The organism is Devosia sp. ZW T5_3 (assembly GCF_044987315.1).
Classification (GTDB): Bacteria; Pseudomonadota; Alphaproteobacteria; order Rhizobiales; family Devosiaceae; genus Devosia.
Genome location: NZ_JBJDRE010000010.1, coordinates 82070 through 106192, shown reverse-complemented (window position 1 = coordinate 106192; position 24123 = coordinate 82070). Strand labels below are relative to the sequence as shown.

At 62.6% G+C, this 24123-nt stretch carries 15 protein-coding genes; 4 read left to right on the top strand and 11 right to left on the bottom strand.

The annotated features are described in order from the left end of the window. Window positions 1–5 precede the first annotated feature (5 nt). Both hemP and ACI3KW_RS13820 read right to left on the bottom strand, forming a co-directional pair. The gene (gene hemP / locus ACI3KW_RS13825; RefSeq protein WP_404848557.1) at window positions 6–182 is read right to left on the bottom strand and encodes a hemin uptake protein HemP; all 177 of its coding nucleotides are present in this window, start codon (window positions 180–182) and stop codon (window positions 6–8) included. Window positions 183–272: 90 nt separating this feature from the next. Then, window positions 273–488 carry a hypothetical protein gene (locus ACI3KW_RS13820; RefSeq protein WP_404848556.1) on the bottom strand — a complete coding sequence of 72 codons (216 nt, stop codon included), beginning with the start codon at window positions 486–488 and terminating at the stop codon, window positions 273–275. A gap of 7 nt (window positions 489–495) precedes the next feature. On the opposite strand from ACI3KW_RS13820, the gene ACI3KW_RS13815 reads away from it, so the two are divergent. Beyond that, window positions 496–2547, top strand: a complete 2052-nt coding sequence (locus ACI3KW_RS13815; protein WP_404848555.1) for a TonB-dependent receptor domain-containing protein — start codon at window positions 496–498, stop codon at window positions 2545–2547. A gap of 185 nt (window positions 2548–2732) precedes the next feature. Here the strand turns inward: ACI3KW_RS13815 and pbpC are convergent, their stop codons facing one another. The 4 genes from pbpC to ACI3KW_RS13795 all read right to left on the bottom strand — a co-directional run bounded on the left by pbpC (window position 2733) and on the right by ACI3KW_RS13795 (window position 12628). Beyond that, complete coding sequence (gene pbpC / locus ACI3KW_RS13810) at window positions 2733–4865, bottom strand: penicillin-binding protein 1C (protein ID WP_404848554.1); 2133 nt, start codon at window positions 4863–4865, stop codon at window positions 2733–2735. Then, window positions 4862–10360: an MG2 domain-containing protein gene (locus ACI3KW_RS13805; RefSeq protein ID WP_404848553.1), complete on the bottom strand. Its 5499-nt coding sequence runs from the start codon at window positions 10358–10360 to the stop codon at window positions 4862–4864. The genes pbpC and ACI3KW_RS13805 overlap by 4 nt, the downstream gene beginning before the upstream one ends. Window positions 10361–10454: 94 nt before the next feature. Next, window positions 10455–10955 carry an NUDIX hydrolase gene (locus ACI3KW_RS13800; RefSeq protein WP_404848552.1) on the bottom strand — a complete coding sequence of 167 codons (501 nt, stop codon included), beginning with the start codon at window positions 10953–10955 and terminating at the stop codon, window positions 10455–10457. Further along, window positions 10955–12628 (bottom strand): Na/Pi cotransporter family protein, encoded by a 1674-nt coding sequence (locus ACI3KW_RS13795; RefSeq protein ID WP_404848551.1) that lies wholly within the window; start codon window positions 12626–12628, stop codon window positions 10955–10957. The genes ACI3KW_RS13800 and ACI3KW_RS13795 overlap by 1 nt, the downstream gene beginning before the upstream one ends. A 159-nt stretch (window positions 12629–12787) precedes the next feature. Here ACI3KW_RS13795 and ACI3KW_RS13790 point away from each other — a divergent pair, with 159 nt between their 5' ends. Next, window positions 12788–13813 carry a LacI family DNA-binding transcriptional regulator gene (locus tag ACI3KW_RS13790; protein ID WP_404848550.1) on the top strand — a complete coding sequence of 342 codons (1026 nt, stop codon included), beginning with the start codon at window positions 12788–12790 and terminating at the stop codon, window positions 13811–13813. Here ACI3KW_RS13790 and ACI3KW_RS13785 read toward each other — a convergent pair. The 5 genes from ACI3KW_RS13785 to ACI3KW_RS13765 all read right to left on the bottom strand — a co-directional run bounded on the left by ACI3KW_RS13785 (window position 13810) and on the right by ACI3KW_RS13765 (window position 21349). Continuing rightward, window positions 13810–14865: an ABC transporter ATP-binding protein gene (locus ACI3KW_RS13785; protein WP_113121217.1), complete on the bottom strand. Its 1056-nt coding sequence runs from the start codon at window positions 14863–14865 to the stop codon at window positions 13810–13812. The genes ACI3KW_RS13790 and ACI3KW_RS13785 overlap by 4 nt on opposite strands. Before the next feature lie 61 nt (window positions 14866–14926). Next, a complete protein-coding gene (locus ACI3KW_RS13780; RefSeq protein ID WP_404848549.1) occupies window positions 14927–18127 on the bottom strand; it encodes an alpha-mannosidase in 3201 nt (1066 codons plus the stop codon). Beyond that, a complete protein-coding gene (locus tag ACI3KW_RS13775) occupies window positions 18124–18939 on the bottom strand; it encodes a carbohydrate ABC transporter permease (RefSeq protein ID WP_404848548.1) in 816 nt (271 codons plus the stop codon). The genes ACI3KW_RS13780 and ACI3KW_RS13775 overlap by 4 nt, the downstream gene beginning before the upstream one ends. Then, window positions 18940–19839 carry a carbohydrate ABC transporter permease gene (locus ACI3KW_RS13770; protein ID WP_113121214.1) on the bottom strand — a complete coding sequence of 300 codons (900 nt, stop codon included), beginning with the start codon at window positions 19837–19839 and terminating at the stop codon, window positions 18940–18942. 190 nt (window positions 19840–20029) lie between these two features. After that, window positions 20030–21349, bottom strand: a complete 1320-nt coding sequence (locus ACI3KW_RS13765) for an extracellular solute-binding protein (RefSeq protein WP_404848547.1) — start codon at window positions 21347–21349, stop codon at window positions 20030–20032. A gap of 275 nt (window positions 21350–21624) precedes the next feature. On the opposite strand from ACI3KW_RS13765, the gene ACI3KW_RS13760 reads away from it, so the two are divergent. Together ACI3KW_RS13760 and ytfQ are read left to right on the top strand one after the other, a co-directional pair. Beyond that, complete coding sequence (locus ACI3KW_RS13760) at window positions 21625–22662, top strand: LacI family transcriptional regulator (protein WP_113121212.1); 1038 nt, start codon at window positions 21625–21627, stop codon at window positions 22660–22662. 381 nt (window positions 22663–23043) lie between these two features. Continuing rightward, entirely contained in the window at window positions 23044–24018 is a 975-nt protein-coding gene (ytfQ, locus tag ACI3KW_RS13755) for a galactofuranose ABC transporter, galactofuranose-binding protein YtfQ (protein WP_404848546.1), read from the top strand. Window positions 24019–24123 lie beyond the last annotated feature (105 nt).

Below are 24123 nucleotides of genomic sequence, written 5' to 3'. Positions count from 1 at the left end.
TTGGCCTATTTGGTCAGAATGAGCTTGTCCTGGCGGGTGATGCGCAACCGGTATGGCACCCCGTTATGCAGCAGCACGATTTCGTCCCCGCCGCCGAACAGTTCAGCGGTCGTGACGGTTCTGGTGCCTTGCGGCACCGCATTGGCTGGCTCGCCCGGCGGTGATTGGTCGCTTCGTTGCATCACTAATGTCTCGTCGGATCAGTGGCTTGGCTGTGCCTGACAGCGGCGGCCGATCTGTCCATAGTTTCTTGACTCTACTAGTCATGTTAATTACAGGACGCAATAGGTGATTTTAAGAGTCAGCTTAAAGACCGGGTCACGAACAGCCAGCCAGCCGCCAGCCAAAACCGACAAACCAAACAGACTACTGGAGTTAACAATGGGGCTGGTCAGGTCGCATGCAGCCGCACTGATGTGCGGCGCGGCGTTGAGTGTGGTTGGAATGGGGGCGGCGTTCGCCCAATCCACCACCACGAATGCAAGCAATATCACGATGCTGGAGCGTCTGGTGATCGGGGCGGGGGCGCCCAAGATCGCCATCGACACCCCGCAGGCCGTGACGGTGGTCAATCAGGCCGATATCGACCAGCTTCAGGCTTCGACAACGGGGGACATCTTCAAAAGCGTTCCCGGCGTCACCATTGTGGGCAGCAGCCGCCAGTTCGGCGAAGCCTTCAATATCCGCGGCATCGGCACCACCGAGAATTCCTCGGATGGCTCGCGCGTCGTCATCACCGTGGACGGTGCGCCCAAGTTCAACGAACAATACCGCATGGGCTCGTTCTTCTCCGATCCCGAATTGTATCGGCAGGTCGAAGTTCTGCGCGGGCCGGCATCCTCGACGCTATACGGCGCCGGCGCGCTTGGTGGCGTCATCAACTTCACCACCAAGGACGCATCGGATTTCATCCAGGATGGTCATACCGGCGCGCTGCGTCTCAAGACCGGCTTCGACAGCAATGGCCTGGGCACGCTGACCTCGGCGGTCCTGGCCCAGCAGGTCAATGAAACCTTCGAAATCCTGGCCGCCGGCAATTGGCGCCGCCGCGACGAGATCGACCTCGCCAAAGGCACAGAACTGCCCGGCTCGGCCTTCGACACGCTGTCGGGCCTGGTTAAGGGCACGGCCCATTTCGGCGACAATGACGAACAGACGCTGAGCCTGTCTTATCAGCGCTGGTACAGCGACGCCAAGGACCAGGCCTATGCCCAGACCGGCACCCAGGCCGCCTTTGGCGTGACCGACCGAACCGTCGTCGACCAGACAGCCGTGCTGCGCTGGGAAAACCCGGCCACGGACAATCCCTGGATCGATCTCAAGGTCAATATCAGCTATTCCGACACCACGAACGACCAGACCAACCACCGCTACGCGCTTGGCGCGCCGCCCACTGTGGTGGGTCCGGTCAGCCGCGCTTTCCCGCAGAACGTCACCGCCGACAGCATTCTGCTCGATACCCGCTATGGCTACAAAACCTGGCAGCTCTCGGCCGACAATACGATCGAATGGATCGGTGACGATTTCGAGAATTACTTCACCTTCGGCATGCAGGCCTCGACGCAGGATCGCAGCGTTGTCCGCCCGGGCACCGCTATTGCCCTACCGGCACACCCCCAGGGCACCGAGAACAAGCTGGGCATCTTCGCCCAAAACGAGTTCATCTGGGATCAGCAGCTGACCATCATGGCCGGCGCCCGCGGCGATTTCCATTGGGTGGACTCGGCAACCGGCGCCCGCGACATCGATGGCTCGGCCTTCTCCCCCAAGATTGCTGCACTCTACGATTTCAACGACAATTTCGGTGTGTTCGCCTCCCTGGCCCATACCGAACGTCTGCCGACCATCGATGAACTCTATTCGATCGCCGCGCGGACGGGGACCACCGCCGCCAAATTTGCCAGCCTCGACCTGCGCAAGGAATCCGCCAATACCGTGGAAGCCGGCTTCACCGTCTCCGGCAACGATCTGTTGCAGGCCGGTGATACTGCCAGCGTCAAGACCACTGGCTTCTACAGCGACCTGACCGACCTGATCGTCTCCACCACTGCGCCCGCTTTGCCGGCCGCTCCGGTGCCGTATTACACCAATGTCGGCGAGGCCCGCATTTACGGCCTCGAAGTCGAGGGTGCCTATAACTCGGACTGGTTCTTCGCCAATCTGGCCTATTCGCTGACCATTGGTGACAATCTGGTGACTAATTCGCCGCTGACCACCGTGCCACAAAGCAAGCTGGTGGCAACACTGGGCGCCCGCTACGCCGAGTGGAACCTTGAATACGGTGCCCGCGTCACCCTGGCGCAGGAAGGCCGTTACATCTCGCCGGAAATTTCCCGCGGCCAAGTCGTGGCCGACGGTCCCGCGGAGGCCTATGCGACGCTCGACCTCTTCGCCTCTTGGAAACCCGAATATGGCGCCCTTGCCGGAACCCAGGTTCAACTCGGCATCGACAACGTCTTCGACGCCGACTTCCGTGAAAATCTCTCGACCGATCGATCGGTCGGCCGCACCTTCAAGGTGACGCTGGCCAAGCAGTTCGACTGGTAATCAAGACGGGGGCCCCGGATGAAATTCCGGGGTCTTTTTGGTTTGTGATCACTGCACGGCCTCAGTCCCCCACAATGTCATTCCCGCGAAAGCGGGAACCTCTGTTTTACAATGCCAAGTCTGGCAAACGGAGGTTCCCGCTTTCGCGGGAATGACACCGGGGAGGAGGGAGGTGGCACCGTCCCTCAGTTCAAAAACACCGTAACCTTATCCCCCCGCCCTTCGGCATCCACCACCGAGAGCGTCACATAGCCCGCTCCATCGGGCTGCCAAGCATTCTGGCGGGCGAAAGCCGACCGACCAAACGGCGCGCCATTGGCGAAGAACGTAAAGGGCGGCACCCCGTCGCGCACCTTGACCATCAGCGAGCCGGCACTGCCCGACGCCAACCCTAGATCGACATCGACGCCATCGGCCGGAAAGGCGATTTTGGGCGCCGCGTCGCGCGCCACCACATCCTCATTGGGGTGGCGGAACCGGCGCAGCGGCGCGGGCAATTGGGTATTGGAGGCAAACAGCACGCCCGGCGGCGCCTTGCGCAGCGGCGCTGCGCGACTTCCCAGCCGGTCGAAACTCTCGAACAGGATGGGTGCTGCGCCGATAATGCCCGACAGCCCCGGCACCGGCGCACCATCCGGCCGCCCAACCCACACGCCGATCACCGTCTTGCCATCGAACCCGATGGCCCAGGCATCGCGATAGCCGTAGGAGGTACCGGTCTTGTAGGCGATACGGCCCGGCGAACCATTCAGCGGCGGCGGCACATCGGCCAGAATATCGGCGACATACCAGGCCGCCACCGGATCAAGCACCGGCGCCGGCTTTTCAAACGCCAGTGTCGTATCCGGCTTGACCCCATCGCGTAGCCGTACCGGCGAGCCGCCCCGCGCAATGGCCCCATAAATAGATACCAGATCGCGCAGCGAAATGCCCACGCCACCAAGCCCCACGGCAAGGCTCGGCGCCGTATTCACCGGCAGGCGCGGATCGGCATAGGCCCGCTTCATGCGCGAAATCAGCCGCGACGGCCCCACCGCGTCGAGCACCACCACGGCCGGGATATTGAGCGATTCGATCAGTGCCTGCCGCACCGTCACCGTGCCCCGGCTGAAGCCGTCGAAATTGACCGGCACATAGCCGCCAAACGCGGTCGGCCGGTCTTCAATCAGGCTTTCGGGATGGGCGAGGCCCAATTCGAAGGCGAGGCCATAAATCAGCGGCTTGAGTGTCGAGCCGGGCGAGCGGATCGCGCTGGTCATGTCGACATAACCAGCGCTCTCGGCATTGAACAGACCCGCCGAACCAACCGAGGCAAGGATCTCCCCGGTCTGGATATCGGCCGCAACAATAGCGACGGACACTTTGGGATCGATCTGGCGGGCACGGGCAGCACCCAGCCGCTCCAGCGCATCCTGCAATCTTTTGTCCACCGTCAGGCCGATCTGGCGCATGCCCGGCTGCGCCCGCAAGGCCTGCTCGGCCATATGGCTGGCCAGCATGGGGAATTGCTTGCGTGCGGTGGGGATCGGCTCCTGCTTGGCCGCTTCCGCCTCCTCGGCGGCAATGGCGCCTGCCGTGACCAGCCGGTCGAGCACCATGTCGCGGCTGCGCCGGGCGGCGGCGGGGTCGCGGTCGGGCCGGCGCGCTTCGGGCGATTGCGGCAGGGCGACCAGCAGGGCCGCTTCGGCCGTAGTCAGCCGCGTCGGCTCCTTGCCGAAATAGGCAAGGCTCGCCGCACGGATACCCTCGATATTGCCGCCATAGGGCGCCAGCGTCAGGTAGAGATTGAGGATCTGGTCCTTGCTCAATTGCCGTTCGAGGCTATCGGCATGCACCATCTGGCGCAGCTTGCCCCAGAGATTTCGTGTGGGCGCGCCCTCGAGCAGGCGGGCCACCTGCATGGTCAGAGTCGAGCCGCCCGAGACGATATTGCCCCCTGCCCCCACATATTGTCCCGCCGCGCGCAGCATGGAGCCCCATTCGACGCCATGGTGACCGGCAAAGCCGCGATCCTCATAGGCCACCAGCATATCCAGAAACCGCCGATCGACCTGCGCCGTGGTGACGGGCAGCCGCCAGCGTCCATCCTTGGTGGTGAACGGCCGCAGCAATTGCCCGTCCCAATCCACCACCGCGACCGATACCGGCATGGTCGCCAGATCAGGCAAAACCGGCAGCGTCGCGGCAATCTCCCCGATCACCGAGCGAACATAGATCGTGCCGCCCGCCAGCACCCCGCCGGCGACGAGGCAGGCGACAAGCGCCACCCGCCGCCAGCGCGGAGCTTTGCGTGCAGCACTGGCGCCCGTCTCGGTCATTGTCCCGCTTGGGTGACCTCGATGCGACCCGCAGCGGTATTGCCGCGGAATTCAGGCCGGTACATATCCTCGACCGTCGCGCCCGGCAGGGTGAAACTGCCCGGGGACACGGCGCGGACCATATAGGCCGTCCGGAACGTGGCGGTATCCGAATAATAGCGGAAGGCCGCGACGAACTGGTCGGTGCGCGATTCCACATGCGTCGGTGCATCCACCGTGAGCCAGGCGAAATCGGACACGCCCTCGCCCGCCGACAGGTCCGGGTTTTCGATTTCAAAACCGGCCGGCAGCGGATCGGCAATGACATATTGCCCCGAGCCCAGATGCTGCGGCTTGACCGTCAGCAACACCACCAGCCGCTCATTCTGGGCGATTGGCGCGGCCTGTGGATCAACGCTGGTGCCATCCGGCAGGAAATATTCCCGCGTGATGATAAAGCCATTGCTCGAAACCGGCGGCGGCGTCAGCGGAATGGCCGTCACCGTCACCTTGGCTTCCGTATCGGTCGCACCATTATTGGTGATCTCGACAGCAGCAGCTTCCAGCGCTTCCTGGTCAAAGCGGCGATAGACCGGACCGGTCAGCGCCTCCCCGTTCACCGATATCGAGCCATCGGCACTGTCGCGGCCCACTGCAGCCGCAGCCAACAGCGTCCAGCTGTCTTCCTGGGTCGAGGTATAGCGTGCCCGATCCCGCAGCTTGGCCAATTGGCTGGTCAATGCACCAATGTCCACACCGGCCGGCTTGAACTCGGCGACCAGTGTCAGCACACCCGCCGTATCACGCAAGAGGCTCCCATAATCGGAGCGATAGCGATTGGGCTGCTCGGCCTTGCGCAGATCCTCGACGGCAGCGAGGAAGGCGGTTTCCGAGCGGGTGCTATCGCCATAAAGCGCCAAAGCGGCGCCGAGCTGGGCCTTGGCCAGCGGCGAAGCGAAGGCATCGAGCCGGGCTTCGAGGTAATAGCGCAGATCGCCAATGGCGGCACGGCCGGCGCGGGCCAGATCGTGCAGCGCATAGGCAATGGCTTCCCCGCCATTGTCGAAATCGGTGGCGTAGGACACCTGGTTGGAGAGGTTATCCAGCGCCATGGTCATGGCATCCTCGGGCACGGCATAGCCTTCCGCCTTGGCCCGGATCAGGAAGTCGGTGACATAGGCATCCAGCCACAGATCCCCGCCATCGAACGGACCCCACAGGCCAAAACCGCCGGTGGAGGTCTGCTTGGCAAGGGTAGAGGCAATCGCCTTGGTCACTGTCTCATTGAGCTTATCGTCTGTGCCCACCCCGATCATGCTGGCCACTTCATTCAGATACAGCAGCGGCAGAGCACGGCTCGAAGTCTGCTCGGCGCACCCATAGGGGTAGCGATCAAGCGAGAGCAGCAGGCTGGGCACATCGAGACGCGCTAAGGGGCCAATGGCGAGCGTGAGCGCACCAGTATTGGCCATATAGCTATCGAAATAGCTGTCCTCGACGCTGACGGTTTTCCCCGCCGGCAGCGGGACCAGCCGGCTGGTGGTCACCGGCCCACTGGTGGCGCGGACGCCCAGCGTCAACTCCTTCTTCTGGATCGAGCCATCGGGTGCAGTAATGGTCAACACCACCGGCCAATCGCCAATCCCCGTTCCGGTGAGGCTCAGGTCGAGCGAAGTCCGCGCGCCCTGGGCCAGTTCGACATCACTATTTTCCGCATCGGTCGAAATGCCCTGTCCGGTGCTCAGCGCAATGCCATAGTTGCCGGCGGCACCGCTGACATTGTTGACCTCGACCAAGAGGCGCGATTCATCGCCCACGCGCAGGAAGCGCGGCGGGCTCAGCGTCACCACGACCGGATCGCGCACGATCACATCGGCCGAGGCATGGCCGACGGCGGTGTCGGTCCAGGCCATAGCCATCAGCCGCACCGTGCCGGAAAAGTCCGGCATCTCGAAGGTGACAGTCGCATTACCCTCAGCATCGACCTTGACGATGCCCGAATGCAAAGCCACCAGCACCGAAGTCGGCGGCGGTGTGCCCAGCCGCGAGGCCCCGCCGTCGCCGCCCGAACGCATCGCGCCGGGCAGGCCCTGGGTCGGGTCGATCAGCAGGCCATAGAGATCGCGGATTTCCATGCCCAGCTGCCGCTGGCCGAAATACCAGTCGTCAGGCGCCGGCACCTTGAAATTGGTGAGGTTGAGAATGCCCAGATCCACCGCGGCAACGGCCACATAGGCCTGCTGCCCGGCCGCCACATTGCCCAGCTTGACGGTGGCGGTGAAGCTCTGGCGCGGCAGCGTTTCCTTGGGCGCGTCGATGCTGGTGGCGAGCTTGAGATCGCCCGGCTCGACATCGGCAAAGGCCAGCCCCAATGCCCGCGATGGCATGCGCTTTTCATTGGCGTCGGACGGACGATACAGCACCGCCGTCACATAGGCGCCCGGCCCCCATTGCTCGGTGACCTGCAGCGGCACAGTCATGCCGCCTTCGGGCACTTCGACAGCAACCATATCGATGATGCGGTTATCCACCACCATCACCAAAGCCGTGCCGGCAAATTGCGGATCGAGCTTGAGATTGGCGGTGTCGCCAACGCGATAGGCCGGCTTGTCCAGCGCCACCTGCAGCGTATCCGGCGTGTCGCTGCCGGCATCGGCATAATAATAGCCGGCATAGAATTCGTAAGTCGACGAGGTCGGGTTGGGCCCGGCGCTTTCGATTTCGAGCTGGTAACGGCCCCAATTCACATTGGCGCCGATCCGGACGGGTCCGCCGTCGACGGTGTCAACAGTCCCATTGGCGGCTTCGCGCGTCGTGGTTATGGCTTCCCACTTCCAGTTGCTGCCATCACGATACCATTGGTAATTGGTTTCGATGCGCGACAGCGTCCAGTTCAGGCCCGTCTTGGCAATGGCCTCGCCCTGCGGCGAAACCGCCACGATATCGAACTCCGCCTTGCTGCCTTCGCCCAGGCCCGTCGCGTCGGTAAAGGCCGGCTTGATGCCGATCCGATCGACATCGGCCAGCACCGGACGGGTCAGCGAGCGCTCGACCGTGCGGCCACTGGTATCGACCAGCCGCAGGATGATCTGGGCTTCGAGCGGCCGTGTCGTCGATTGCGGCTCGGGCAGCACGACAGCGGCGACCGCCTTGCCGGCTTCATCGGTGGTGCCAACCACGCCCAGCGGCTCGCGATTGGTCTCGATCGTGTCGTCTTCGCGGCCAAAGGTATAGCCGGGGAATTGCTCCAGCGTGGTGCGCGGACGCAGCACCGCATCGGCTTCGACAGCAAGGCCGGGCGCCGTGGCGCCATAGAGATATTTCGCTGATACATCGATGTCAGTCTCGACGCCCGTTTCAACCGGCGCGTCGGGCGCCGTGATATCAAAGGCCAGCCGCTCGGGTTCGAAATCCTCGACAAGGAAGGCCACGCTGGTCAGCGCCGCCGCCTTGGGATCGGCATAAAGCCGGACGGTCCAGGAGCCACGCATCGCGTCGCCCACCATGGGCAGAGCGGTAAAATAGGACCCCGCCCCGCCATCGCGGAGCACATCGCGGCTGGCGACGACGCCATCCGGCCGCTCGACTTCCATGGTCAGCGGCATGTCCTTGACCGCCTGCGCCCGCGCGTCGCGCAACAAAGCCGTCAGATAAACCGTCTCACCCGGCCGATAGACACCGCGTTCCGTGGTGGCAAACAGATCCAGCGGACCCGGCGAGGGCCGGCCTTCAACACCCCGGTCAGTCAGATCGAAAGCGGGCTTGGACAGATCGAGGAAAGCGTAATCGCCACCCTTGGTTTCAGCGACCAGCAATTGCGGCGCCTTGCCGCCCGTGCCACGCGCCAGGCCCGGCGCAAACACTGCCCGGCCATCGGCATCCGTAACGCCTTCGCCCAAAATCTCATTGTTGACCGCAACCAGCCGCACATCGACGCCCGCCATCGGCTTGGCATCGCCCAGCCCGCGCACAAAGGCATGCACGCCATCGTCACCCGCAATCGTGGTCAGCCCCAGATTGGACACGATGAACCATTGCGTCGCCAAACCATCCCAATAATCGGCTTCGCTATCGGCCACCTTGGCGGTCACCACATAGGCGCCCGGCGGAATATCCTTGAGCACGTCGGCGACCGGAATGGCCGTGGTGGTCAGCGCATTGGCTGCCCCCTTGGCCAGATCAACCTTCCCATCCCAGATCTTTTCGCCGTATTGATCGGCGACATTTTCGGCCGAATAGCCGGTCAGCGAGCCCTGGAAAATCCCGTCGCGCACGGCGGCGGCGATGGACCGGTCCCCGATCCGATAGATCATCACGTCAGCGGTTTCGGCATTGACCGAAGTGATCGGCAGTCCGCCGCCCAAGCCGGCCGGCATGACATAGGCATTATTAGCAAAGGCCACGAAAGGCGAACGGTCGGGCACATAGACGTCGAGCTTGACGTCCTTGCGCAGCGTTTCGCCATCGGCCGACGGCAGGCCCGCGCGCAGCTGAATGGCATAGCGGGCGCCATGCTGCACCCCATCGATACAAATCTGGCTCTGCTCGGTTTCAATGGCCGCCTGCGGCGCATTGGGCACCACGATATAACCGGACAGGTCCGTGCTGCCCGAGGGCAGCGGATCGGAAAACACCACGCAGATGCGCGGCGAGGCGGATTCTGCATCCACTTCATGGCTGGTCACGCGGAAGCCATGCTGGGCAATCACATCATCCAGCTCCGCCTGCAATTGCTTGCTCGGTGCCAGCGCCAGGCTCGCGCGATAGGTGGCAATCACCTCGCGCCACATTTCGCGATAGGCCATGCCTTCGGCCAGCGACTTGAGTGCCACGGCACGATCATCGCGATCGGTCGAGCGCAGGAAGGCATTCATCGCCGCCGACGTGCCCGTCGAGGCCAGATCATAGCTATTGTCGCCCTCGGATTGCCCGGCCACGGCCTTGGCCCGGGCGAGCGCCACATCGGCCAGCGCCTGCCAGACGGCACGGTCATTGGTATTGATCGCCAAAGCCTGCCGGAACGCCACGATGGCGCCAGCCGGATTTTCTTCGGCCACCGCCTGCTCGGCAGCCGCGACCAGATCGGCATAGCTGGTCTTGGGCGGCGGCGCATCGGTGCTGGGCAGCCCCGAGGCAAAGCTCTTGGCCTGCGAGATCAAATCCTGCGGCGGAAACGGCAATTCAGCCTGGCGCGCGGCCTCGGTGGCAGCGGGCGTCGGCGCCCGGCTGACGCGGCCCGACGTGGCCCCGGCAAATTCGGCGATTTCATTGGTGTCGCCCTTGAGGAAACACCAATTGGACTGCGCATTGAAGGTGAAGGCGCGGCAGATATTGTCATCCACACAGGCGCTGCGGCAGGCATCGAGATCGGTGTCCCGGAGGATCGAATAATCGAACCCCGGCAGGTCGGTGTTTTCCAGCACCGTCACCTTGACGTCCGCCGCCTGCGCGCTCACGAGGCTGAGCCCCATCAGCACAGCCGCGCCCAACCAGCGCAACGCCCCCAGCTTGCCCATACCCCAGCCCTCTCCCAACGCATACTCGCGGCGCCACCTTAAGGGGCGCCGCCATGCCGGTAAAGCTGATCACGCTGGGGGAACGCAGAAAGCGTTACCGTAACAATGCGATAGGCTCCGACCGGCTCAGGCCGAGGAGGAAATCTCGCAATTGCGGCTCATATACGGCATCGGCGGCCACCGCGATGTCGAACCATGCTCGCTCGCGTTGCCCGGCCTCCGGCCAGTCATCGAGCAGCTTCTTGACCTTGAGGCTGAACACCGTCACCCGGCAGGGCAGAGCCTCGCCGGTCTTGAGGATTTTGTTATAGGCGAAGGCACCGATCGGCTTGTTGCGCATCTTGCCCTGCACACCGGCTTCCTCGAACGCCTCGATCTCCGCCGATTCCATGGCCGATTTGCCCCGCACCAGCCAGCCCTTGGGCAACAGCCAGTGCCGGCTGGTGCGCGAGGTGACCAAGAGGATTTCAAGCGTGCCACGGCGGCCGATCCGCCAGGGCACCGTGGCAAACTGCGCCGCAAAATCCAGCGGCGTCTCGCCAGCCACGATCTGATCCACTTTGGCCCTTTCCAGTACCGGCGTCTTGGCTCCCATCACTTCTGCTCCAAAGCCGGTGCCGCGCTCGCCTGATGTACCAGCCGGCTTTCGCTCAATTCGCCCATTTGTTCGAGGATCGGCACGGCCACCGAAGCCAGATGCGCATTGATGCGCTTGAGATCGCGCAGGATATCGAGATGCAGCGTACTGGTTTCCAGCGTCTCGCTGCGCAACGCCCGCACCCGCTTGAGGTGCCGCTCGCTCGACGCCGCTTCGAGCCGCCGGATTTCGACCTTGCCCGCCATCAGCGCCCGCGCCAATTCAGGGTCGCGGCCAAAAAACACCGATTGCGACAGCCGCAGGTTTTCGATGGTCTTGGCATACATTTCCTGGATTTCGGCCAGTCCCTCAGGCGAGAATTTAAGCTTGCGCTGGGTCTTCTTGGTCGCCTGCTCGCACAGGCCCCGATCGATAATGTCCCCGATATGTTCAAGATTTATTGCGTAGGACACGATCTCGGCCGCCCGCCGGTCATCGTCGGGGTCAAGCTCGCCCCGGCCCAGCTTGGCGAGGTACAGCTTGATCGCTTCCTGCAGCGCATCGACATCGTCATCGAAGCCGCCCAGCTTGTCGCGCAGCGCCGGATCGTTCTGCATCAGCCCATTGAGACTGATTTCCAGCATCTTGCCGACCAGATCCCCCACCCGCAACGTTTCGCGCGCCGCCACGGCCAGCGCGATAGCCGGCGTATCGAGCGCCCCGTCATCAAGATAAGTCGGCCCCTGCTTGCCCGCCGCCCGCGCCGGCACCAGCTTGGTGGCAAGCGCAGCAATCGGATCGAGCAGCGGCAAAAACACCACCAGCAGCACCAGGCTGAACCCGATATGGGTGGCAATGGTCAGCATATGCGCATTGGGTAGCAGCGGCAGCGCAAACGCCGCCACCGGCCCGGCAAACGCCGTCAGCACCAGCGCCCCAAGACCGCGCACCACGAGGTTACTCAGCGTCAGCCGCCGCGCTTCGACACCCTCACGCGATACCGCCAACCAGGGCGGAATGGCCCCGCCCAGATTGGCCCCTGCCACCAGGATCACCGCCAAAGTCGGCGTCACCAGCCCGGACTGCGCCAACAGAGCCACGAACAGCACCACGGCAAGGCTCGACGACGCCACGAAGGCCAGCCCCGTCGCCAGCAGCAGCGCAATCACCGGCGCATCGCCCAGTCCAGACAATACGGCGATGACCATCTCGGATTCGCGCAGCGGCTCGGTCACCTGCCCCAGCAATTGCAGCGCCAGCAGCATCAGCCCCAGCCCCAACGCTGCTCGGCCCACGCCCTTGCCTCGCGCATATTGGCTAACCGAATAGGTCACGACCCCGATCAGGATCATGGCCGAGCCAATCCAGTGCACATCCATGGACAGAATAACTGCGGCAATCGCCGTGCCGACATTGGCGCCCAGCATCACCGCCTGCGCCATGCGCTGCTCGATAATGCCGCGGCTGGCAAAAGACGCCGTGATCACCGCCGTCGCCGTGCTCGATTGCAGGGCCAGCGTCGCCAGCAGCCCCGACAATGCCGCCTTGAAGCGATTGCCCGTGCCCTTGCCGATCCACTGGCGCAACGAGCCGCCAAAGGCATTCATGATGCCGGTCTTGATCAGGCGCAGCCCCCAGATCAGCAGGGCGCCGGCTCCGAGCAGATCGATCAGATGGATTGTTGACGACATTGAAACCTGTTGATCACCAAGGCTTGCACACGGTTGCAACAGACTACGCCCTTTCGATGACGCGTCAACGCCGATCTTGCCATTGGCCTCGTTGGACAAGTTTTGCCGGGCACGCTAGTAAGCTGCCCATGCACGGGCGTGCACGTTGCGGGAGGGCAAATGGACATCAAGGCGAAAGGTTTCGTCAGTGCCGAAACGGTGGCGCGCCTGGCGGGCGTCTCACGCTCGGCCGTGTCGCGCACCTTCACCGATGGCGCCAGCGTGTCCGAAGCCACCCGCAAGAAGGTGCTCGAGGCCGCCGATGCGCTTGGCTACCACGTCAACCATCTCGCCCGCGGCCTCTCGCATGACCGCAGCAACATTATCGGCATCATCGTCTCCGAAATCCCCACGCCCTATCAGGCGCGCATGCTCGACGAAATGACCCGCCAATTGCAGGTCATCGGTAAGGTCGGCATGGTGATCAACACTACCGGCGACCAGGAAAGCGTCGCCAATGCCCTGCGCCAGACCCTCAATTTCCGCGCCGATGGCGTCATCGTGCTGTCCGGCACCCCCGACGCCTCGCTGATCGCCAGCTGCGTCGCCAATGGCCAGCGCGTCATCCTGATCAATCGCAGCGACCACATTGAAGGCCCGGCCAATTTGGCGGTCGAAAATGCCGAAACCGCGCGCGAAGCCTATCACCTGCTGCGCCGCGCCGGCTGCCAGCGGCTCGCCGTGGTTTCCTCCACCGCCGGCACGCCAAGCCTCACCGCCCGCGACAGCGCCTTCGTCGCGGCCGCTCAAGAGGATGGTTTGAGCGTCCCCATCATCCGCGCCGGCCCCACCGGCTATGCCGCCGGCGCCGAAGCCGCCCGCCAGCTCTATGGCCGCAGCGGCGGCCCCGATGGCGTGTTCGGCGTCACCGATCTGCTGGCGCTCGGCTTCATGGATGCCGCCCGCCACGCCTTTGGCCTGCGCGTGCCCCAGGATGTCAGCATTGTCGGCTTCGATGACATCGAACAGGCCGGCTGGGAATCCTACGCCCTCACCACCTTCCGCCAGCCGGTGGAAGAAATGGTCGAGCACATCATGCAATTGCTCACCCAGGCCAGCCCGGACGAATGGGCGCACACCGTGCCCCCCATCAAGCCAATCCCCATCTGGCGCAAATCGGTGCTACCGCGGCCTAGCGCGAGTTAGCGCAGCGCCCTGCCCTCGGCGTCAAACAGATGCACCCCATCGGCCGGCAGGCCGATATGCACCTGCTCATGCAATTGCAGATCCGGCGCGCCATCCAGTTTGACCGTCATCAGCTCGCCCGAGGCCAGTTCCACATAGGCCAGGGCATATTCGCCAAACTGCTCGATCACTGACAGCGTGCCGCTGAAATGTGCTGCTTCGGGGCTCGCCAGTTCCAGATGCTCGGGCCGTACGCCTAGCGTCACAGCCTTGGCCAATTGCGGATGCGACAGCGGCAGCGCCTTGCCATCGACCAGCCGCAGCTGATTGCCTTCCACCACCACGGGCAAGAAGTTCATGCGCTGGCTGGCAATGAACCCGGCCACAAACGTATTGACCGGATTGCGATAAAGCTCGAGCGGCGAACCCACCTGCTCGATCCGCCCGGCATTGAGCACCACGATCCGATCCGCCAGCGTCATGGCCTCGACTTGATCATGCGTCACATAAATCATGGTGGCATCAAGCGTGTCATGCAGCTTGGCGATCTCGACCCTGGTCTGCGCCCGCAGCGAGGCATCCAGATTACTCAGCGGCTCGTCGAACAGAAATACCTTCGGATTGCGCACGATGGCCCGGCCGATGGCGACACGCTGGCGCTGCCCGCCCGATAGCGCCTTGGGCATGCGTTCGAGATAATCCTCGATCTGCAAAATCCGCGCCGCCTCGCGCACCCGCTGATCCACCTCCGCCTTGGGCGTCTTGGCGAGCTTCAGCCCGAATGCCATGTTCTCGTAGACACTCATATGCGGGTAAAGCGCATAGGACTGGAACACCATGGAAATGCCGCGCTGGGGCGATGGCACATCATTGACCACCCTTCCCCCGATGGAAATCTCGCCGCCCGAAATCGGCTCAAGCCCGGCAATCATTCTGAGCAATGTGGATTTCCCGCAGCCCGAAGGGCCGACAAACACCACGAACTCACCCGATTTGATGTCGAGATCGACGCCATGCACCACTTCGAGCGAGCCATAGGACTTGCGGATGCCGCGCAGGGTAACATCAGCCATGATTTTCCTCCCTATTCGATAGCGGCCACCCCGGCACAAGGCCGGGATGGCCAAGTGGCCCTTAGGCCGTTTCGATCAGCAGCGTGGCGATCTCGAAGGGCCGCAGCGACAGCGTCACCGCGTTGTCGGTCAGCTCCAGCGCGTCGCCCGCGCCCTCTTCCATCAGATTGACCACCCGCACCGACTTGACCGGAATGCCGAACGTGATCGTCGCCTCGGCCCGAATATTGGCGTGCTCGAACACGCGCAGCACGATGGCGTCGGACTTTTCCGCCTTCTTGACCGTTTCCAGCGTCACATTGGACTGATCGACACTGGCAAACGAGAAGCTGCCCGCATCTTCGGCGGCATCAGCCACCGGCTGCAGCGAGCCGATCACCGCCACCGGATTGTTGAAGCGTTCGGCGGCACGATGCACATCGGCAAGATCGGCCACGCCGTCATGCACAAACAGCGCATAGCGCAGGCGATGCTCACCCAGATCGGCTTCCGGATGCGGGAAGGTCGAGCCACGCACCAGGGTCAGCCGCACCGATTGCTCCAGGCAATCATAGGCATATTTGCAGTCATTGAGCAGGGCGACACCAAAGTCGGATTCGCTCAGATCCACCCAGCGATGCATCGAGGCCTCAAACCGCGCCTTGTCCCAGCTGGTATTGCGATGGGTGGGGCGCCGCACATGGCCGAACTGGATTTCCGAGCGGATTTCGGACGTGTTGAGATCGAACGGGAACTGCGCCTTGAGCACTGTCTGGCGCTCCTGCCAGTCGATAAAGGTATCGAACTCCACCTGCCGCGCACCGGCAGCCAGCGAGACCACCTGCACCACGGTTGAGGCCTGATACTTGCGCTCGATGCGAATGGCAGCGCGATGCGGCCCGGTTTCCGTCACGGTGATCTTGGCCTTGGCATCGGCCAGCGGCCAGAACTGCTCCTCGAAATAACGGTCGATATCCCAGGCGTCCCATTCCATCGGCTTGTCTTCATAGGCAATGAGCCGATTGGCCTTCTCGCCCACCGCAATGGTTTCGCGATTACGCGTCTTGTCGAACACCGAAGTGATTTCGCCCGAGGCGTCGAACGTGACCTTGAGCAATTCATTCTCGAGGTGGCTCGTCGACACCGACAGCGGCGAGCTATTGGCCGTCGCCCCGGTGACGATCTGCGCCCCCGTCCAGCCCAGCGGCGCCAGATCGGAAACCGGCGCCACATAGGCCACCTCGCCACCAGCGCCGGTGACCTTCTGTAGGCTATGCTGATTGCCCCCAATGCTAAGCGAAGTCCCTTCGAGCCCCGCATCCGTGCCAACGCTGACCAGGCCCGAACGGGTCTGCCCGGTGAAGTTGAACAGCTTGAGCCCGCCGCCGCCCGCCTTGCTCAACGCGGCTGCCGCACTGTGCCAGGGACCATTGGCCGAACCCAGGGTCGAGAAAATCTTGCCATATTCATTGTCGCTATCGACATAGACCTCGGGGATCGACGTGCCCGGCAGGATGTCGTGGAATTGGTTGATCAGCACCAGTTCCCAGAACTCGGCCAGAATCTCCTTGGGATAGGGCGCGCCGCTGGTCGCCAGCGCCAGTGCACCGAGCAATTCGAGTTCACGCAGCAGGCGCTCAGCCCGCCGGTTATTGGCCTTGTTCTTGGCCACCGAAGTCAGCGTGCCGCGGTGATATTGCAGGTAGAGCTCGCCATTCCAGGTCGGGAACCTGTTGCCGGGCGCGTCCATCTTGGCGCCGAGGCGATCAAGGAACGGCACGATGCCTTCGAGCTTGACGCGTGGGGCGCCGGGAATGCCGCGTTCCAGCCGAATGCCGCGCTCGATCATGCCGCGGGTCGGCCCGCCACCGCCATCGCCATAGCCATAGGACATGACCACTTCATCATGGACCGCCTTGGGCTCATAGCGCTTCCAGGCGCCCATGGTCTCGCTGACCGACAGGTCACCATTATAGGTGGTGTAAACCGCCTCGCTCTCATAGCGCTGCGCCGTGATCAGCTGGGCCTTGGTGACGGTGCCATCAATGCCCTTCCAGTGGAAACTGTCATAGGGATGGCGGTCGGTATCGTTCCAGCTCAGCTTGGAGGTGACGAAATATTTGAGCCCCGACTTGTCCATGATCTGCGGCAGATTGGCCGAATAGCCGAACGTATCGGGCAGCCAGACCGTCTTGGGATCAACGCCAAACTCAGCAAGATGGAACTGCCGCCCGCGCATGATCTGGCGCACCAGGCTCTCGCCCGAGACGATATTGACGTCCGGCTCGACCCACATCGCGCCTTCGATCTCGAACTGGCCGGTTTTGACCCGCTGTTGCAGGCGATCCCACAGCTCGGGATAGTCCTTTTTGAGGAAGTCGAACAGCACCGACTGGTTATACATGAAGACGAATTCGGGATATTCCTCCATCAGGTTGAGCACCGTGGCGAAGGAACGACCCGTCTTGTCGCGGGTATGCATCACGCGCCAGAGCCAACCCACGTCGAGATGGGTGGAACCGACAGCAGTGATCTGCGGCTGGGTCTCGGTATCGACCAATGCATAGATTTCAGCCGCAATCTTTTCGGCATCGCCCAGCGAGGCCTCGAACTCGGCCGTGAAACCGCCCCGGCGATCCAGCGCACGCAATGAGCGATCAATGATGTTGAGGATCGCCTGGCGGCGCGGGTCATTCTGATAGAGACGCGTCGCCACATCCAGCGGGGTCTGCAGGTCCCAATAGAGCTTTTCGGCGCGCTCGCTGCGCGTATAGAAATCGACGGTGAAGCCGACCAGCGGCCGCTCGAAAAAGGTGAAGGCATTGACCAGCAGCACATGCTTTTGACCGGGCTTGGCATTGCGCTCGATAACCAATTCGGTGTGATTGCCATCCAGCGCCTGGGCGATCTTGCCATCGAGATAGGCCAGGCATTGCGGATCGGTCGAACCCGGCCGGTCCTGCCACTGGCTGGTGAATTTGAGCACAAAGGTCTTGCCGACCGCTGCTTCCGGCACCGTCACTTCGGCGGCAAACCAGGTGTGGCCCTGCTTCTTGGCCCAGACCGAATGCGAGCCGAATTTCTCCCAGCCGCGCCAATCCGCCTTGAGCGCGGCTTCGGTCGTCACATCGTCGCGCAGCACATGCCACTGGAAAGGCGCATCAAGAATCGGCGTCAAAATCTTCTTTTCGAGATCGGCGCAGAGCCTGAGGAGCTTGCCTTCCATCTTGAGATCATCGTCCAGCAAGCCAAGCTTGGACGAAAGGGGATTGGAATAGGTCATCCTTTAACTCCGACACCGGCGAACCCTGTGTTCATGTTCCGCCGCAATAGAAAATATACGCCGACCGCCGGCGCTGCGTAGATGATGGAATAGGCCGCCAGAAACCCGTATTGCACGGAGCCCTGCTGGCCAAAGGCCGCGTAAAGACCAACCGACATGGGAAAGCCGGCCTCGACACGCGAAAAGATCAGCGGCAACAGGAACTCGTTCCAGGCGCCCGTGAAGCTGAAGAACCACACCACTGCAATGCCAGCCCGTGACATGGGCAAGACAATCCGCGTCACGATCTGAAACAGCGAGGCCCCCTCCACATAGGCGGCCTCTTCCAGCTCGATCGGCACGGTATCGAAGAAATTCTTGAGCAGCAGCAGCGTGAATGGCAGGTTCAAAATCGTCAGCGCAATGATCACGCCAAACTGGTTGAGCAGCCCCCCGCGCTGCGCCGCAAAGTAGAGCGGCACCAGCACGCCCGCCGATGGCAGCATGCGCAGCAACACCAGCGTCCACAGGAAGGCATTGCGCCCCGGGATTTTAAGCCGCGACAGCGGATAGGCCGCGGCAATCCCCACCACCACGCTCAGCGTCGCCGTACCCGCCGCGATCAGCACCGAATTCAGAAACTGCCGCCCGGCATTGCCGCTGACGGCGAGGGCGAAATTGTCCAGCCCCACCGATTGGGGAATGGCGAGACTCCCCGTCGCCGCCGGGTTGAAGGCATTGAGGATGAGCCAGGAAAACGGGCTGACCCAGATGACAGCCATGAAGGCGAGGGCAATCGCGGTCAGCCGCGAGTGAGCGGGATTGGCTTCCATTTATTTCGGCTCCCGCAACATGCGCAGATAGACCAGCGACAACAGGCCGACGATGACCAGCATGGCCACCGAAATGGCGCTGCCAAAACCCAGATTGCCGCGCGAAAAACTCTGATTGTAGAGGAACACGGCCAGCGTCTGCGTCTGCGTGCCCGGCCCACCCCCGGTCATGGCGAAAATCAGCGGGAAATAGGTGAAGGTCCAGATCGTGATGAACAGCATATTGGTGGCGATATGCGGCCGAATGATCGGCAACATGACGAGCCAAATGCGCTGGAACGGGGTCGCCCCATCCACCTTGGCCGCCTCGACCACTTCGCGCGACACCGAATCCAGCGCCGCCGAAAACAGCAGATAGGACCAGGCCGTGCCCTTCCAGATATTGGCGATAGTCACCACCGGCAGGGCGTAATCATTGATGAAATTGATCGGCTGCAGACCCAGCGGCACGATGATCAGCGAATTGACCAGCCCGGTCTGCGACGTCGTCGCCGACCACAGAAACGCCGCCACAATATCGGGCAAGAGCCAGCCCAGCATGATGCACACTTCGACCACGGTCTTGATCGTCGACTGCGTGCCGCGCAATAGCGCCGCTAGCAAAAAGCCCAGCACCGATTGGCCGACAATGGCGGAAAAGAACACGAAGATGACTGTGGTCCACAGGGATTCCAGGAATCCGCGCCGCGTGAACAACCGCTCGAAATTCTGCAGCCCAACCCAGCTCCACTCCACCGATTTGCGGCCCACCAGGGCCAGATCGGTAAAGCTGAAGGCAAAGGCCCAGGCGGTGAAATAGAGCAGCACCCCGATCAGCAGCAAAGCCGGCAACATGCCCAGTCCCAGGACAAGCAGATTGCTGGTGAGCCAGGGATTGGCCTGGTTTTTCATCAAACTCATTCACACGGGCCCATGATTTGCTCGGTGTCATTCCGGCGCCGGCCGGAACCCATCCTGAGATTTCGCCGCTTCATCGTTCTCGGGTGACATCGCGTGTGGGGAATAGATGTCGCGACGCCATGCGACACCCAGAAATCACCCCGTCACGGCGGCCCCTATTCTGGAGACCGCCGCACCGGGGAGGTGTGGCTTATTCGTAGGTGATGACCTTGTCCTCGCCGAACTCGTCGACCAGGGCATCATGATATTCCTGCACCACGTCTTCGACTTCGGCGCCGTCCAGGATATCGGCCGTCATCTGCTGCACCAGGGCCGAAACCGTCTGGTAGCCGGGCACCGTATCGCGGCCCGTCGTGTCGGCAGCCAGCGCCGTCGCCTTGGCCAGATACGCGTCTTCCATATACTCAGGCGAGTCCGATATATCGGTACGCACCGCCATGCGGTGATTGGCCAGCGTCCAGGCCTTGAAGTTCTCGACGTCGAAAATCGTCGTTACCAGCTGGAACGCCAGATCCGGATTGGCGGCCTTGGCATTGACACCAATGGTCCAGCCACCCGAAATATTGGTGGTCGCCTTGGCGCCGGGCTCGCCCGAGCCGGGCCATGGGGTCCACCCTACCATGGCATCGCGCTCTTCACGGGTCGGCAGGTTCACCCCGTTGCAATCCCACAGGCACGCATCTTCCCACGAGCCCGAAGCATGAATGCCGAGCTGGTCATTGGCCAAAACCTCGCGCACCGCCACGCCGGGATCGGCGGCATAGTTGAGGTCGGCCGGCATACCCATATCGCCATAGACTTTCTTGTAGAATTCCAGCGTCCGGCGGATGGCCGGGCTGTCGCCGATCCACTGCCCCGTCTCGCGATTGAGCAGGCGGTTGCGGTCACCCTCGGGCGTATCGGCGCCCAGCAGCAGCATGTAGAAGCCCTGCATGGTGGAGGCTTCGCCCTGCTTGGTGCCGGCGGGCAGCTGGAAGAAATATTGCACGCCCGCATCCTTGAGCTTCTGGGCGGCGTCGAGCACATCGGCCCAGCTCTTGGGCTCCCACGGCACGGCAATGCCGGCCTTTTCGAAATTGGATTTGTCGTACCACAGCATGCGCACGTCGGTGTCGGTGGGCAGGCCATAGACCTTGCCCTCATAGGACGCAACTTCGAGCAGCCCCGGCTGGTAATACTGGAACTGGTCCCAGCCTGCCCCCTGCTCGTTGAGCGGATGCAGATATCCCGCCGACGCCAGTTCGGACACCATGAAACTGTCCATCTGGATCACATCAGCCGCCGTGCCGGCGCTCAGGTCGAGCGCAATGCGCTGGTCATAGCCCTGGCCGGGCAGCTTAATGGCATTGACTGTTTCCCCGGTCGCCGCCTCGAAATTCTTGATGCCGGGCTCGACCAGGGACGAGAGCCATTCGGCATACATGATCGTCACTTCGGCATGCGCCGGCAGGGCAGTCGTCGCGGCCATGGCAATGGCGGCCACCGTCGTCAGCAGATTCTTTTTGAGCATCAACTCCTCCTCGAGTGCTCGCGCCGCGACATTGCGCGGCTTTGCGGCGCCAGACCCTCCCCCGGCGCGGCCCAAGGTAAACACAGGAAATGCAACGTTGCAAATCCTAATTGTCTCGTGCTCTTATGAACCACGTCATATGACGTTTTTCGTAGGAATTTACGGCCATTTGGAGCGCTTTAGCCTGTTGAATACATTCTGCATCGTTGCAAGCTGAACAGCATTTGGAATATCAGACAGCCGGTGTAAAAGAGAGGCCGGGGACAAATGAAACCATGAACCAAACGCCAAAGCCGGGTTCGCGGCCAGGCAGCGCCCATCAGCGCGTGACGCTGAAGACGCTGGCCGAGTTGACCGGGCTCAGCCTTTCCACCGTTTCGCTGTCATTGCGCGGCGGCACCACGCTGAAGCAGGAAACCCGCCAGCGCGTCATGGATGCGGCGCAATCGCTGGGCTATGTGCCCGACCGCGCCGGCGTGCGCCTGCGCACCGGCAAGACCAATGTGGTCGCTTTGGTGCTCGATGGCGCCGAGGATTCCATCGATTTTTCCCGCCGGATGATCCAGGGTATCGGCCAGGCCATCAAAAATACCCGCTACCACCTAACGGTGATGCCCGAATTCGAGCGCCAGCTCTCCACCGACACCATCCGCTATATTCTCGACAACCGCACCGCCGATGGCGTGATCATCACCCATACCGGCCCGCGCGACCGCCGGGTACAGATGCTGATGGATGCCGACTTTCCCTTTGTCAGCCACGGCCGCACCGAGTTCTATAGCCCCCACCCCTATCACGATTTCCATTCGGAAACCTTCGCCGCCATGGCCGTGCAGCGCCTGGCCGAGCGCGGCTGCAAGAATGTGCTGCTGATGATCGGGGATGACAGCACCACCAATTACCACAATATCGTCACCACCTTTCACCGCACCACGGCCCAGGCCGGCATGCGCGCCAGAGTGCTCGGCGGCCCCGTCGCGCTGGGCGGCTCAGCCGATGTGCGGCGCCTCGGCGAGGAACTGGCCCGCGCGCCCGACCATCCCGATGGCATTATCAGCGACAGCGAAATGCGCGCCATCGCCCTGATCGGGGGCCTGCAGGATGGCGGGCTGCAATTGGGCCGCGACGTCCAGCTGGTCTACAAACAAACCTCCGACATCCTGCCCACCCTCTTCCCCACGCTCGACAGCATCCAGGAAGACGTCTTCGGCGCCGGCGTCGAACTGACCCGCCTCCTGCTCAAGCGCATCGACGGCGAACCCGTGGAGACGCTACAAACCCTGGCCGAACCCACCCCCCAATGGCGCAGCTGAGCGGGCAGGCTTCCAGTAGACCTCATGGTGAGCCTGTCGAACCACGAGGTCGTGGCACCGCACTCCCTGCCACGCCGCCAAGCAATCACGCCGCGCAAATGGGTCGATCCCAAGCTCTCCTCCCCACCGTTCTCCCTCGGGCCTGACTCGAGGGCCACTCTCAGCTTGCACTAAACCCAATGGCCGCCCGACCACCCCTCAGGTCCCGAGCGAAAACCGCCGCATTTGCTTGAAATCCGGGGCCTGACCCCTCTTCACGCCACCGCAAAACAAACGGCAAATACCCCTTCACGTCGTCACTTTACATATAATAGTACTTTATATATCGTCCTCTCATCGCTGAAGGTGAATACGCCTCGGCGGCCACATTGGGAGGACATCGTGAACATCATTAAAACGCTCGCCGTCGCGGCGAGCCTTGCTACTGCTTTGACGTCTGTCAGCTTCGCGCAGGATAGCCTGAACGGCCTGGTCGTCGGCTTCAGCCAGATCGGTTCGGAATCCGGCTGGCGCGCCGCCGAAACCTCGGTCACCAAGCAGCAGGCCGAAGAGCGCGGCATCGATCTCAAATTTGCCGATGCGCAGCAGAAGCAGGAAAACCAGATCAAGGCCATTCGCGGCTTCATCGCCCAGGGCGTCGATGCCATTCTGGTCGCGCCCGTCGTCGCTACCGGCTGGGAAGATGTGCTGACCGAAGCCAAGGAAGCCGAAATCCCGGTCATCCTGCTCGATCGCGGCGTCGATGCGCCTGAGGACCTCTACCTCACCTCGGTTGCCTCCGATCAGGTCAAGGAAGGCCGCGTTGCCGGCGACTGGCTGGTCAATGCCGTCGGCTCCGAGCCGTGCAAGGTCGTCGAACTCCAGGGCACTGTCGGCTCCACCCCCGCCATCAACCGCAAGCAGGGCTTTGAAGAGGCCATCAAGGGCCACGACAACATCACCATCGCCCGTAGCCAGACTGGCGATTTCACCCGCGCCAAGGGCAAGGAAGTGATGGAAGGCTTCATCAAGGCCGAAAATGGCGGCGCCGATATCTGCGCTGTCTACGCCCACAATGACGACATGGCGGTTGGCGCCATCCAGGCCATCAAGGACGCCGGCCTCAAGCCTGGCACCGACATCAAGGTGGTCTCGATCGACGGCGTGCCGGACATCTTCTCGGCCATGGTGGCCGGCGAAGCCAATGCCACGGTGGAACTGACCCCCAACATGGCCGGCCCCGCCTTCGACGCGCTCGCTGCCTACCTCAAGGACGGCACCGAGCCCGCCAAGTTCATCATCACCGAATCCAAGCTCTACACCCCTGCCGACAATCCGCAGGGCGAATATGACACCCGCAAGGGTCTGGGCTACTAATCTGGATTGACCCCCATCTAATTCCCTCCCCCTTGTGGGGAGGGCTAGGGTGGGGGTCTTATCTGGCTTGATGTTTGTGACTCACCCCTTTGCTTTTTCGCTGCA